Source organism: Flavobacterium sediminis, from assembly GCF_003148385.1.
In the GTDB taxonomy this organism is placed as follows: domain Bacteria; phylum Bacteroidota; class Bacteroidia; order Flavobacteriales; family Flavobacteriaceae; genus Flavobacterium; species Flavobacterium sediminis.
In genome coordinates this window covers 2,314,893-2,327,846 of record NZ_CP029463.1, presented here as the reverse complement: position 1 = coordinate 2,327,846, position 12,954 = coordinate 2,314,893, and the positions used below count along the sequence as shown (strand labels likewise).

Genomic DNA, 12,954 nt, shown 5'->3' with positions numbered 1-12,954 from the left:
TAAATAAAAATAAAAAGACAGGCTTACAGCCTGTCTTTTTTGTTATAAACTATAATTCAAATTGACACTCCATCGGTAATTGGCTTCAACCCTGCCCCCGGTCAGATTTTGATTAATCGGCAACATTGCATTCGCTCCGAAAGAAAAACGATCTTTGCCCAATTCAAAACCTAATTTCCCGAACAAAATATCTCCGGCAGTATTCCGCACCCGCTGATTGTGCTGATAATTCGTTTCATACACTTCTCCGGCAAGTCCGGCCTGAGGAACAAATGTTAACTTTTCTGTACTAAACAAATAAAATAAAGTTCCTGCATAATTGAATTGGTTACCGAACTCATATTTTTTCTTGTTTTCCGTTTTGATAGTATAATTCAAAATAACATTTAAACCTAATGCTTTCCGTTTAACAACATATTCTGTTGCCAGTATATAGTCCCAACTTCCGGTTCCTAACTGATAACTCGGATTAACACTACCATTGTTTGTTTCATTAAACTTTCCGGTAGGCATTTTTACTCCTCCGCCCAATTGTAAACGATGTTGGTAAACCAATGAATCACTCTTTGTTTGCAACAAAGAATAAAAACCTAATACTGTAACATCACCCATTCCGGAAATGGATTGTTCACCGACGGCTGATTCCTTATTATGAAAATGATAAGGAATTAAAGCTGAAAGCTGAATACTTTTAGTCAACGGAATTCTCGTCCAAATTTGCACCGTATTGAAATTCTCATCATACCAAGGCGAATTACTATATAGCTTATCACTGCTCTGATAGCTTTGGTAAAAATAGCGCACTCCTATAAAATTCGGATTCAACATGGATGAAAACCCCATACTCCCGCCACTCGCAGAACAACCACAAGCATCGCAATCGTCAAAAAAACGTTCAAATTTCTTAAAAGGATTTTCATAACTTAAAGTATCCTTGTCTGAAGCAAATGAAAAATTACCTACAAACAAAAGAAAACTGTATATTAAGATTCTTTTTTTCATTCTTTTTTAAAATTCAGAGAAACGCGAGTCTGTCAAAAACTCATTATCAGTTAATGTCTTTAAAAAAGCAATGATCTTTACTTTTTCATCTTCTGTTAACGGAATACCTAAAGATCCGTTATCGCTCAAAGCGGGATCCAAATTTTCAGTATTCACAATACCATTCTGGTAATGGTTCAGCACCGCTTCTAAAGTATAGAACCGTCCGTCATGCATATAAGGTGCCGTAACTTCTATATTGCGTAAACTTGGCACTTTGAACTTATATTTATCGACTTCCTGTTCGGTTATATCATAATGTCCTAAATCGTTTATTGCTGGATTTATCGGCAATCCGTTATTGCGAAGCGAATTATCCGTAAACAGATCCGTTGCATGACAAGAGGCACATTTTTGATTAAACAAATCGTAACCTTCTAATTCATCAACTGTTAAATCCCCTCCGGATTCATTCCTTCTGTATTTATCAAAACGAGAGTTAGAGGATGTCAGCATAGTCATAAACTGCGCCAAAGCTTTCAACATATTCTCGGAGTTAATAGCTCCGTCCTCAAATGCTTGTTTAAATAGTTTCTGATAATCACTGTCATTTTGCATCATCGTAATGATGTCTACAAAATTACCGTTCATTTCAATTTCTGACAAAATAGGTATCATAGGCATCATTTCGATATGTTCCGTTGCTCCGTCCCACATGAAGAGCGTCTGGTACGCCATATTTTGAACCGCCGGAGCATTTCGCCTGCCAATTGCTTCTCCTACACCATGACTGAAATTGTGTCCATGATGCGTAAATCCGTTTTCCTGAATATGACAAAAGCCACAGGAAATAGTTCCGTCAGAAGACAATCTCCCGTCATAAAAAATTTTCTTCCCTAATTCAAAACCTTTTTCCGTTAAAGGATTATTCGTCAGATCATAAGCCATAGGAGGAAAATTTGACGGTGCCTGATAATTGATCGGAATATTTTGATATTCGGCTTCACTATCAGAAGAACAGCTTATCGCAAATAACCCGGCGATTAACGCAAATACTTTTTTCATAATTCTAATGATTAATTCTTGCGCGAAAAAACACAAGGCTCATGTTCTAAAATGCTACTTTGTTAATAGTTCTCGAACATGAGCACAAAGGTTTACTCTTAATTACAAGAATAGAATTGCTAATTAATCGTTATGAACATGATCTACATGAAACATTCCGGGAACATTATTCGCCATAATACTTTGCACTTTAGATCCTCCCATAACAGAGGTTCCTTCATCAAAATTAATAACTGTTGTTCCGTCAATGATTTGTTGCAGATCGGCCATAATATGTACCTGAGGAGTAATATTTGCTCTTACTAAGGCTTGATCCGGCAGGTCAACTTCAATCTGAGCATAATTATAAATTTCTCCTGTTTTACCGGTATGCACCATAAAGACAGTATCATCTGTAGCTATTGATGATGTATAAGTTCCTTCCATACGAACAAACTTATAGCCTGCTGCCCAAGACCAAGTCATTCCTATAGCCTGAGCGCGCTCTAATAAATTGCCCTGACCTTCTTGTCCTTGTAGAAACTGAGCCTCATCAACACCCACTCCAAAAGAAACTTTCGTATAATTAGCAGCCGGCACATCAGGAATACTAATCGTTACATAGCTGCTAATGGCATCTTCCTCATTGATAAAGAAATAGCTATCTTCCTTAGGAACAGTGAAAGTAGTTCCGTCCTCTTTTGTCAAAACAACATTACTGATAATATAAATAGCTTTGTTAATTTTTACTACTTCTCCGTTACTATTTGTATAAGGTGCATTGAAGATCAGATCTGCATCACCATAAGTGTTATCGAATTTCAACTCAAGTGTACCATTTCCTGTTACTTCACCTGAAGAATCGTCATTTGAACACGCTGTTAAACCAATGGCAATAGTTAATGCCACTATAATATTTTTTAATTGTAGTTTCATTGTTTAAATTTGAAAAATTATACATACGTTATGAAGCGCTCATAGTTTGTCTTTCCCGAGACTTATGGGCGTTTCTTTTTTTACAGACTGAATGACAGCCCTTCAAGTATAAAAATATACCTGATTTTAAGACAAAACCTATTGTTCAATCAGGATTGACTGAATCAAACAAGTATTGTATGTAAAATTTAAACAATGGGGGATGAAAAGCTTTATCAGAAAAAGTGAACTGATAAGTATCTGAATAATAAAAATTATCCTCTTTCAACGAAGTCTTAATAAAAGCCAAAAACTGAAAATTTCTTAGATTTTGATAAAAAAGAATCTCTGACTCTAAATGGTAATTTTCTTTTTTATCATTGGATTGCGACTTTCCTTGTTCGGAAGCTTTACCTAATTCTTTTGCCAAGTGACATTTCCCGTTACAATGTAGCTGCGGCTTATCTTTATTGACACAGAGCTCATTTTTAATATAATCATAATTCACCACATAATCCAATATAGGAATTACAGGTTTTATAACCATGAATAAAGCAGCTATGACAACTATTACTCTTAACACGTCACAAAAGTATCAATATTTTGACATAACCAACATTTTTTCCACCCGAAATTAAACCTTTTAACAGAAATCATATCTAATCACTATAAAAGAAAAATTATGAAAAAATTATTTTTAATGGCAATTTTAGCAACCGGAATGGTCGCTTTTGCACAAGAACGAGAAGGAAGAAAAGGACACGACAGAGAACAACTTACTCCTGAACAGAGAACGGAGCTACGAGTAAAGAAAATGACTTTAGATCTTGATCTTAATGAAAAGCAACAAACAGAGATCAAAAAGTTGCTAACAGAGCAAGAGGCCAAAAGAAAGGCTAAAATGGATGAAATGAAAAAATTGAAAGAAACAGAAGCAAAACCAACCGCAGATCAAAGATATGAAATGCAAAAGGAACGTTTAGATGCTCAGATCGATTTCAAAAACAAAATGAAAAATATTTTATCCAAAGAACAAATGCAGAAATGGGAAGAAATAAATGCCGAAAGGGAAAAAATGCATAAAGGAGAAAGAAATAAAAAAATGAGAAAGCCTAGCGAGGATTAATAAATTTATTTCAATCTTTTTTGAAAAACTATTTTTTTAATTTAGATTTGTAACCTATATAACCATAAATTTATCAATTATGAAAAGAATAGTAATGCTTGTTGTTCTTGTCTTTGGTTTCTCTCTTTTCTCAACAGCTCAAGAAAGCAAAAAAGATTCATACACAGAAAAAGCAAAAGTTGAATCAATGGAGATCTCTAAATTCTTAAATGTTACAGATCAAAGTATTTCTGACGAAATCACCAATGTTTTAGCTTATAAAAATGAAGAGATGGGAGAAAATTCTCCGTTTGGTGAAGAGCGAAAAATTATTTTCGCAAGACACATTGAGACTAAATTATCTGCTCTTTTAACCAAAGAACAATTAGAGAAATTAAAAGCAAACAAGAAGCTTTACAACAAAGCTGTAGGTTTAGAATAAAAAATCAAAGAGGAGGTTTACTCCTCTTTTTTTATTTATCTATTTCCCCACTATTCTTTTAATACCATATCGATGCACATTACTGTGGCTATAATCAAATAGCGAATCGGGTCATTTTCCGCAACCCTATCCCGAATCTCAATCACATAATTATCAGCGCTTGTAAAAAATTCTTTTCCAATACCTGCCCATTTTTTAGACACATGTGCAATTTCCGCATTATTTTTATCCAGAAAACTAAAATCCCACCCTGTCCACTTTCCTTTTAAAGTACATAAAGGGCGATCATGTTTATCAAAAACCTCAAACTTGCCTCCTACTGAAAAGATTTTTTGTTTAAAGATTCCCAAAAGCTGATTTTTTACGTCAAAAACTTCAACATCAGATCGGAATAAAGTGATCCCTCGCTTAATTACCATTAAAATATTTTGATGCTCATCTTTAATTTCAATTTCAAACGGCGTCATTCTTTTATAATCCGTAAAACGAAACAATTTTGTAAAAAACCCCAAATTAGGCTCACGACAAGTCATAATCATTTTACCGTTTTCCAAGTCAAAAATATCAAAGTTGTTCGAGGCTTTGAATATGCCGATATGTTCTTTAATAAGAAATAAATTTTTATTCAATACAGCTGCTATTTCCAAAATTTTGTATTTTTAAATTTTACTCAAATTTAGAAATAAACTATCTGTTTTTTTCAAAAAAACACACCGTTATGAAAAACATCTCCATAGAAACTTTAAAAGTCTCAACTCCTATTCAACTCAATAACATTCCTACTTTTATCGATATTGAAACTTCGGAAAAGAAGAAAGAAAAAGAACTCCAAAAAATACGGGAAAAGCTCAGCAAACTACAAGACAAAATGTATGCTCATAATAAATACGGTGTACTCATTTGCTTGCAAGGAATGGATACTGCCGGAAAAGACAGCTTAATTCGTGAAGTTTTTAAAGAATTTAATGCTCGTGGAGTTGTTGTATACAGCTTTAAAACTCCTAATGGCAACGAATTAGAACATGATTATTTATGGCGTCATTATTTAGCTTTGCCGGAAAAAGGTAAATTCTCTGTTTTTAACCGAACTCATTACGAGAATGTTCTGGTTACCCGAGTACATCCGGAATATATCATGAACGAGCGAATTCCGGGAATTAATTCCGTTGAAGACATTACACCTGAATTCTGGAACGATCGCTTTGAAAGCATCAATCATTTTGAAAAGCATATTTCGTCCAACGGCGTTATTGTACTGAAATTTTATTTACATCTAGGCAAAGAAGAACAGCGTCAACGTTTGCTTCGCCGTCTGGAAAAAGAAGATCACAACTGGAAATTCTCTCCTGCTGATCTAAAAGAAAGGGAGCTTTGGCAAGAGTACCAGACCTACTATGAAGAAGCCATTAATGCAACCTCTAAAAAACATGCACCATGGTACATCATTCCGGCTGACAATAAAGAAACTTCCCGCTATTTAGTAGCAAAAACGATCTTGGAAGAGCTTCAAAAATATACTGATATCAAAGAACCGGAACTGGAACAAGAAGTAAAAGACAACATTAAATTTTATCATGATAAATTAGCAACGGAAGAATAAATAAAAGTTAATATTTCCTAAACCTACTACGATTTCAATTTTTGTCGGGCATTAATTCTGTATATTTGCGGACATTTTTCAAAAACTATGACGTTAGCAAACTATACCAAAGAATTCTCGTACAATCTCCGATTGGCATACCCTATCATTCTTGGAATGTTAGGACATACAGTTGTTGGGATTGTAGACAATATCATGGTAGGGAAGCTAGGACCTTCAGAACTGGCTGCTGTTTCGCTGGGAAATAGTTTTATATTTATAGCTATGTCTTTAGGAATAGGTTTCTCAACAGCGATAACTCCTTTAGTTGCTGAAGCTGACGGGAAATCAGACGTAAAAAAGGGAAGAGAAGCTTTTCACCACGGATTGTACCTTTGTACCATTTTAGGTGTTGTTTTATTTACAATCATCTATTTTTCAAAACCGTTAATTGTATACATGAAACAACCGGATCATGTTGTTGAATTAGCCAAACCTTATCTGGACATTGTTGCTTTTTCACTTATTCCGTTAATCATGTTTCAGGCCTATAAGCAGTTTGCTGACGGAATGAGTCAAACCAAATATTCTATGTGGGCTACTATTTTAGCCAATATAACTAATATCTCACTCAACTACTTACTGATTTACGGTATTTGGTTTTTTCCTAAATTAGGCATCGTGGGAGCTGCTGTAGGAACAATCGCTTCACGTATTGTAATGTTGGCATTCATGCATTATGCTTTAAAATCAAGGCATAGATTCCAACCTTATTTTGAAGGTTTTTCTATAAAAGAGATCAAAAAAGAGGTCAATCTGAAAATCATCAAATTAGGATCTCCTTCTGCCATGCAGATGTTCTTTGAAGTAGCTTTATTTACAGGAGCCATCTGGCTTTCCGGAAGTCTTGGAACTAATAGTCAGGCCGCAAATCAGATCGCACTTAGCTTAGCTTCATTCACCTTTATGTTTGCTTCAGGACTTAGTGTAGCTGCCATGATCAGAGTTGGTAATCAAAAAGGTTTGGAAGATTATGCAAAATTGCGATTAGTAGCTTTTTCTATATTCTTACTAACTGTTTTTCTGGAAATCATATTTGCATTAACATTCTTATTACTGCACGAACACCTACCTAAATTATTTCTGGATCTGAAGGATGTAGAAAATCTGGAAAAAAATTTAGAAGTTGTCTCTGTGGCCTCTAAACTGCTATTAATTGCTGCTATATTCCAGATATCTGACGGTTTACAAGTTGTAGTTCTTGGTGCTTTACGTGGCTTACAAGATGTAAAAGTACCCATGTACATTACTTTTATAGCCTATTGGCTCGTCGGTTTTCCTATTTCGATTTATTTAGGATTATTTACTACCTTAGGAGCAACCGGAATCTGGATCGGACTTTCCGCCGGATTAACAGTAGCCGCTGTTATCTTATTTATGAGATTTAACAGCGAAACCAAACACATGGTTTTAAAAAGCCTTGAAGAAGAATAATTTTAACTGAAAAATTAAATATTAAAGACATATGGACTTACCAAAATTTGTACTGGCCGATAATACTGACTTTCCTGATGATATTTTTGTGATTCATTTAGACTATCCGAGATTCGTTATCAATCTAAAAGATGATGAAGTTGAGTTTATTGAAGATATTTCAGAAGAAAACGAAGCAGAACTGGAACAGGAAATGGAAACGTTAATAGAAGAAGCCGGAAAGTTCTACGACCGCGAGATGGAACGTTACGAAGAATAAAAAAGTCCCGCTTAAGCGGGACTTTTTATATTAAAACTCAACTTTAGCTATCGCTTCAATCGTTTTATCTAAATCTTCATACGTCAACGCATCCGTTAAAAACCATGTTTCATAAGACGAAGGCGCAATATAAACTCCATGGTTCAACAAACTATGGAAGAATGTTTTAAAATAAGGGTTATCTGCTGCTTTTGCAGTTTCAAAATCGTAAACCGGATTTTCAGCAAAGAAAACCGAAATCATAGAACCTAATCGGTTTATTGTAAAAGGAACTTTTCCTTTTAAAACTTCTTTAATTCCTTTTTCTAAATAAGCCGTTTTTTCCTCTAAGCGAGTATAAATTTCCAGGTCGTTATTTAAAGCTTTTAACATTTCATAACCGGCAGCCATTGCTAAAGGGTTACCGGATAATGTTCCTGCCTGATATACAGGACCAAGAGGTGCTAAATGTGACATTATTTCTTCCCGTGCAGCAAACGCTCCGACAGGTAGTCCGCCTCCTATTACTTTTCCGAAACAAACAATATCAGCTTTTATTCCGAAAACCTCTTGCGCTCCTCCTTTCGCTAAACGAAATCCTGTCATTACTTCATCAAAAATAAGCAAAGCCTTATTCTCTGTACAAATTTGTCTTAAAGCCTCTAAAAATCCATCTTTAGGCGGAATACATCCCATATTACCGGCAACCGGTTCAATAATAACAGCTGCAATTTCATCTTTATTGGCTTCAAATAAGTCCCGAACATTATCTGCATCGTTATATTGCGCTAACAAAGTATCTTTTGCCGTTCCTTGTGTAACTCCGGGGCTATTAGGTACTCCGAATGTACTTAAGCCACTTCCTGCAGCGATTAAGAACGAATCTGAATGTCCGTGGTAACATCCTGAAAATTTAACAATCTTATCGCGTTTTGTATAACCTCTGGCTAAACGGATAGCACTCATACATGCCTCAGTACCGGAATTCACAAAACGGATCATATCGATATTAGGCACCATACTAACCGCCAACTGCGCTATTTCTGTTTCCAAAGCAGTAGGAGTTCCGAAAGAAGTTCCTTTTTTAGTCTTTTCAATAACTGCATTTACTACCGGTTCATAAGCATGACCTAAAATCATGGGACCCCAGGAATTGATATAGTCTATAAACTGATTGCCGTCTTCATCTGATAAATAAGCCCCTTTTGCTTCTTTTATAAAGATAGGTGTTCCTCCTACTCCTTTAAAAGCTCTTACCGGAGAATTAACTCCGCCCGGAATTACTTTTTGCGCTTCTACAAAAAGTGCGCTACTTCTCTTATATTCCATCTATTTATTTTACTTTTAGAATTTGTCCTATCGCAATACTGTTATCCGATAAGTTATTTTTTTCTTTTAGATCTTCTACTGTAGTATTGAATCGTCTTGAAAGTGAATATAAGGTATCTCCTTTTTGAACAATATATTCTCCTTCCGAAATCTTATCTGCAACCTCTTCAACTTCTGTTTTTGACACTTCAACAGCTGTTTCAACGGTTTCAATCACTTCCGCCACTTCTTGTTGGGCTTGCTCACTGCTAACCGGAATTTCCACTTGTACTGTTGTTGATGTTTCTTCTTTTGTACTTGGTTCCTCATCAACAACAGGTGTTGACGCACTAAAAACTTCTCCTGAAGGAGAAGCTACTTCCTGATCATACAGATACAACTGGTAACGTTCAATTAAACCTATCAATTTTGAAGGATACTTAGGATCGGTCGCATAGCCAGCCGCTTTTAACCCTTTGGCCCAACCTTCATAATCTAATTCATCTAACTTAAACAGGCTTGCATAGCGACTTCTGGATGTTAAGAACAATGAATGATCTTTGTATGACTCTGCCGGATCGTTATATTTCCTGAAACACTCTTGTGCAGCATCGTCATCATGTGTTACGCTTGGTCCTGTCCATCCGGTATGACATTTGATTCCGAAGTGATTGTTAGCCTCTAAACAAAGGCGTCCTTTTCCTGCTCCGGATTCCAAAATACCCTGTGCTAATGTAATACTCGCCGGAATTCCGTATGTTTTCATATTATTTTTGGCTACATCTTTAAACTGTAAGATATAATCGCTCACAGTAGCTGATGTAGTACTCACTTTTGAAGTTGCTTCTAAAGTTTCACTAGCTTTTGTCTCCGTTTTTGTTGACGCATCAGAAGACGATTGGCTTGCTGCCAATTGCTTGTCTTTTTCTTGTTGTTCCGCTTTGGTTGTTGTTACTCTTACTTTGTTTGTACTTCCACATGCAAAAATTAAAAACATTAGTGAAAGTAATCCGATCCTCTTAAAAATCATATACTAGTGTTTGTCTGTTTTTCTTTTGTTGAACTAAATTTATTCCTCTTATTCCTTGTAAGCCCCCTGTGTGGATAGCTAAAATTTTAGCATTTTCCGGAAAATATCCTTTTTCAATTAAATCTATTATTCCGTAAACCATTTTTCCGGTGTATACAGGATCTAATGGAATTGCCGTTTTTTGATACAACTCATTTAAAAAAGAGATCAGTTCCTCATTCACCTTAGCATAACCTCCAAAATTATAATCCTGAATAAGTTCCCAATTGTTCTTTCGTGCAAATTTACGAATATCATCAGACAAAAAATCTCCTTTTAAGGCAGAAAATCCTAATATTTTCTGATTCGAAAAAGAACTATTGATAATCCCGGAAATAGTTCCGCCTGTTCCCACAGCGGTACAAACATAATCGAATTGCGAATCTCCTTCATTCAATATTTCTTCACAACCCTTCACCGCTAATTCATTGGTTCCTCCTTCCGGCACTACATAAAAATCTCCGAATCTGTTTTGTAATTTTTTCAGGAATTCGGCATTTGTCTTTGTCCTGTATTCTTCTCTTGTAACAAAGAGGAATTTCATTCCTAATTTTCGGGCTTGAAAAAGTGTCGGGTTTTGTTCAACAGCACTTTCGAGTTCATTTCCTCTGATCACTCCTATAGTTTTAAAGCCATATTCATTACCGGCTGCCGCCAATGCTAAGATATGATTGGAAAACGCACCACCAAAGCTTACTAACACCTCTTGCCCCTGCTTTTTTGCTTCTTCAATATTATATTTCAATTTCCGAAACTTATTTCCGGATATTAAAGGATGTAACAGATCTTCTCTTTTAATTACAAGTGAAATTCCTTTTGGAAATACTATATCTACAACCTGATTCATAAAGCAAAGTAACAAAAAAATCCCGACTCTTATAAAAGAATCGGGATGCTAAAAATCTATAACTAAAAATTATTTTCTACTGACTAAAACTTTTTTATCCAAAGATAAATCTCTTGTTTTTACCCTTACAATATATACACCATCGGTTAAATTTGTTGTTGGGAATTTAATTTCATTTCCTTTTCCGAGATTTTCTTTATTTATAACTACTTTTCCGGTCACATCATACATTTCTACATTCAAAACGTCTTTACCCAAAGTATTTAAAATAGTAAGCACAGCGTTTTGGTTATCCTGATAAACCTCAAAAGCATCTTCTAATAAAGTAGTCTGGTTAAGTAGCTCTTTATCATAATTTCTGAAAGTGATTTCAAAACGGGTTTTATTATCACCTTCCGGCAACGTTATACTAAATGAGTTATTTTTAATATCATAATAAATATTGGTTTGTTTATCATGCAGATAAACTCCTTGATTTTCATCAAATCCGGAATAAACACCTTCTACCTGTACTTTAAAATTTGTCTCTTCATCACATCTAAATCCCACTGGTATTTTAACATCTATATCAAACTTAATTGCTGTAGCAACATATTCGAACGGTGAATCTTCAACTATATAATAAAAACCTTTAGACGCATTCTCTGAAGCAGATTGTCCATCGTAACCATAATCAAAGCCATTAGTTGCATGATCATCAAATGCTATTGTTGAAGGATGTGTTGCCTGATCATTATAGATCGTATTAACCCTAATGTATGGTGATGTTGTTTTCTTAATCTTAGTATAATCTATTCCTGCTATATTAGGAATTCTTTCAAAATACTCACTTTCAACTCCTTCTCTTTGAGAAACAGCACCACCTCTTTGAAATTCAGACAGGTTAACAGCTCCTTCTTTTACATATACTCTGTATCTGTTACGCATAACAACGTTTCCGTTTGCTACACCTTTTACCATAAAACCTTGTCCTATGGGAGAAAATCTTCTTTGATAAACCACTCCTGTTCCGCCTAAATCTGTTTCTTGACTTCCTTCTCCATCATAATTCCAAAAATCAGCCGGTGTATAAATTCCTGTGCCCGGATTATAAATACCATATCCACCGTCATATTCAGACACAAAATGCGTAGTTGAACTTTGCTCCCAAAAATACGCTTGTCCGTTGATGTATGCTGCATTCAGCGGATCCATTAAAAAAGAGTTTAAATCTATTGCACTGGAATACGGATTACCTATCAAAGTTAAATTATCTGTTGCAACAGCATTTGATATATTTCCGTCATAAGGTTTTCCTCTAAAATCATAACGTTGTGCATTACCCGGATTATTCTCAACACCTTCAGCAGGATCCGCAATCAAGTTATCCGTCCCCGAAACTCCTTTCATCGTAAATCCTAATCCCGGATTAACAGCATGAGAAGCTCCAACATATACCCATTGTGAATAAGAGTTTGAAGCCGAAAATTTATAGATCCATCTACTTGCTACGGTCAAAGGATCAGCCACACCATCAAACTGACTGTATGGTGCAATACCTACTTGTGTACTGGTTGTTAATCCGGTCGGGCGATATAATTGAGTAATCCCAAACATATTATTCAAGGTTCCGCCAGGAAAACCTACCGGTGAACACCAATAATTATATTGAAAATTATCTGACGTCCCTTCTTGGAAGACTGACAACAACCCTGTCCCTGTATTCAAACCTATTGAAGTTGTTGCTTGTAAAAGTTGTGATTGATTTCTCAGATACATCCTACTGGTATCATCTAACCTAATATCTGCTTTAACATATAAAAATTGATCATTCACTAAAACTGAAGTACCCGGACTTACATACATTTGAGATTTGACACTTATATTAATCCCAAAAATTAAGCTGATTAAAAGTAGTGATTGTTTCATAAACGGTTAGATTTGTGTTGCTAT

General features: G+C 35.3%; 14 protein-coding genes. 5 read left to right on the top strand and 9 right to left on the bottom strand.

Features of this window, described 5'->3' with window-relative positions; translation table 11 throughout:
- Positions 1-42 precede the first annotated feature (42 nt).
- From DI487_RS10695 to DI487_RS10680, 4 genes are all read right to left on the bottom strand, one after another.
- A complete protein-coding gene (locus DI487_RS10695; RefSeq protein ID WP_109569636.1) occupies positions 43-1,002 on the bottom strand; it encodes a transporter family protein in 960 nt (319 codons plus the stop codon).
- Positions 1,003-1,008: 6 nt separating this feature from the next.
- Positions 1,009-2,046, bottom strand: a complete 1,038-nt coding sequence (locus tag DI487_RS10690; RefSeq protein WP_109569635.1) for a cytochrome-c peroxidase — start codon at positions 2,044-2,046, stop codon at positions 1,009-1,011.
- Positions 2,047-2,169: 123 nt separating this feature from the next.
- The gene (locus tag DI487_RS10685; RefSeq protein ID WP_109569634.1) at positions 2,170-2,961 is read right to left on the bottom strand and encodes an MbnP family protein; all 792 of its coding nucleotides are present in this window, start codon (positions 2,959-2,961) and stop codon (positions 2,170-2,172) included.
- A 145-nt stretch (positions 2,962-3,106) separates the two neighbouring features.
- A complete protein-coding gene (locus DI487_RS10680; RefSeq protein WP_245896351.1) occupies positions 3,107-3,523 on the bottom strand; it encodes a hypothetical protein in 417 nt (138 codons plus the stop codon).
- A 99-nt stretch (positions 3,524-3,622) separates the two neighbouring features.
- Between DI487_RS10680 and DI487_RS10675 the strand changes: the two genes are divergently transcribed.
- Together DI487_RS10675 and DI487_RS10670 are read left to right on the top strand one after the other, a co-directional pair.
- The gene (locus DI487_RS10675; protein ID WP_146193450.1) at positions 3,623-4,066 is read left to right on the top strand and encodes a Spy/CpxP family protein refolding chaperone; all 444 of its coding nucleotides are present in this window, start codon (positions 3,623-3,625) and stop codon (positions 4,064-4,066) included.
- 79 nt (positions 4,067-4,145) lie between these two features.
- Positions 4,146-4,487 (top strand): hypothetical protein, encoded by a 342-nt coding sequence (locus tag DI487_RS10670; RefSeq protein ID WP_109569631.1) that lies wholly within the window; start codon positions 4,146-4,148, stop codon positions 4,485-4,487.
- A 50-nt stretch (positions 4,488-4,537) separates the two neighbouring features.
- Here DI487_RS10670 and DI487_RS10665 read toward each other — a convergent pair whose 3' ends face one another.
- Positions 4,538-5,134 carry a phospholipid scramblase family protein gene (locus DI487_RS10665; RefSeq protein ID WP_245896349.1) on the bottom strand — a complete coding sequence of 199 codons (597 nt, stop codon included), beginning with the start codon at positions 5,132-5,134 and terminating at the stop codon, positions 4,538-4,540.
- A gap of 71 nt (positions 5,135-5,205) precedes the next feature.
- On the opposite strand from DI487_RS10665, the gene DI487_RS10660 reads away from it, so the two are divergent.
- The 3 genes from DI487_RS10660 to DI487_RS10650 all read left to right on the top strand — a co-directional run bounded on the left by DI487_RS10660 (position 5,206) and on the right by DI487_RS10650 (position 7,819).
- Positions 5,206-6,087 carry a PPK2 family polyphosphate kinase gene (locus DI487_RS10660; RefSeq protein WP_109569630.1) on the top strand — a complete coding sequence of 294 codons (882 nt, stop codon included), beginning with the start codon at positions 5,206-5,208 and terminating at the stop codon, positions 6,085-6,087.
- An 87-nt stretch (positions 6,088-6,174) separates the two neighbouring features.
- Complete coding sequence (locus tag DI487_RS10655) at positions 6,175-7,560, top strand: MATE family efflux transporter (protein WP_109569629.1); 1,386 nt, start codon at positions 6,175-6,177, stop codon at positions 7,558-7,560.
- 31 nt (positions 7,561-7,591) lie between these two features.
- Positions 7,592-7,819, top strand: a complete 228-nt coding sequence (locus tag DI487_RS10650; RefSeq protein ID WP_109569628.1) for a hypothetical protein — start codon at positions 7,592-7,594, stop codon at positions 7,817-7,819.
- 30 nt (positions 7,820-7,849) lie between these two features.
- Here DI487_RS10650 and hemL read toward each other — a convergent pair whose 3' ends face one another.
- From hemL to DI487_RS10630, 4 genes are all read right to left on the bottom strand, one after another.
- Positions 7,850-9,127, bottom strand: coding sequence for a glutamate-1-semialdehyde 2,1-aminomutase (gene hemL, locus DI487_RS10645; protein WP_109569627.1), 1,278 nt, complete (start codon positions 9,125-9,127; stop codon positions 7,850-7,852).
- A 4-nt stretch (positions 9,128-9,131) separates the two neighbouring features.
- Complete coding sequence (locus DI487_RS10640) at positions 9,132-10,136, bottom strand: glucosaminidase domain-containing protein (RefSeq protein WP_109569626.1); 1,005 nt, start codon at positions 10,134-10,136, stop codon at positions 9,132-9,134.
- Entirely contained in the window at positions 10,126-11,022 is an 897-nt protein-coding gene (locus tag DI487_RS10635; RefSeq protein ID WP_109569625.1) for a 1-aminocyclopropane-1-carboxylate deaminase/D-cysteine desulfhydrase, read from the bottom strand. Before DI487_RS10635 ends, DI487_RS10640 begins: the two co-directional genes overlap by 11 nt.
- 69 nt (positions 11,023-11,091) lie before the next feature.
- Entirely contained in the window at positions 11,092-12,930 is a 1,839-nt protein-coding gene (locus tag DI487_RS10630; RefSeq protein ID WP_109569624.1) for a T9SS type A sorting domain-containing protein, read from the bottom strand.
- Positions 12,931-12,954: the final 24 nt, after the last annotated feature.

Coding starts and splice junctions, on each gene's coding strand:
- DI487_RS10685 (WP_109569634.1), bottom strand. CDS start 2,961: ATGAAACTACAATTAAAAAATATTATAGTGGCATTAACTATTGCCATT.
- DI487_RS10635 (WP_109569625.1), bottom strand. CDS start 11,022: ATGAATCAGGTTGTAGATATAGTATTTCCAAAAGGAATTTCACTTGTA.
- DI487_RS10660 (WP_109569630.1), top strand. CDS start 5,206: ATGAAAAACATCTCCATAGAAACTTTAAAAGTCTCAACTCCTATTCAA.
- hemL (WP_109569627.1), bottom strand. CDS start 9,127: ATGGAATATAAGAGAAGTAGCGCACTTTTTGTAGAAGCGCAAAAAGTA.
- DI487_RS10695 (WP_109569636.1), bottom strand. CDS start 1,002: ATGAAAAAAAGAATCTTAATATACAGTTTTCTTTTGTTTGTAGGTAAT.
- DI487_RS10690 (WP_109569635.1), bottom strand. CDS start 2,046: ATGAAAAAAGTATTTGCGTTAATCGCCGGGTTATTTGCGATAAGCTGT.
- DI487_RS10655 (WP_109569629.1), top strand. CDS start 6,175: ATGACGTTAGCAAACTATACCAAAGAATTCTCGTACAATCTCCGATTG.
- DI487_RS10675 (WP_146193450.1), top strand. CDS start 3,623: ATGAAAAAATTATTTTTAATGGCAATTTTAGCAACCGGAATGGTCGCT.
- DI487_RS10630 (WP_109569624.1), bottom strand. CDS start 12,930: ATGAAACAATCACTACTTTTAATCAGCTTAATTTTTGGGATTAATATA.
- DI487_RS10650 (WP_109569628.1), top strand. CDS start 7,592: ATGGACTTACCAAAATTTGTACTGGCCGATAATACTGACTTTCCTGAT.
- DI487_RS10670 (WP_109569631.1), top strand. CDS start 4,146: ATGAAAAGAATAGTAATGCTTGTTGTTCTTGTCTTTGGTTTCTCTCTT.
- DI487_RS10640 (WP_109569626.1), bottom strand. CDS start 10,136: ATGATTTTTAAGAGGATCGGATTACTTTCACTAATGTTTTTAATTTTT.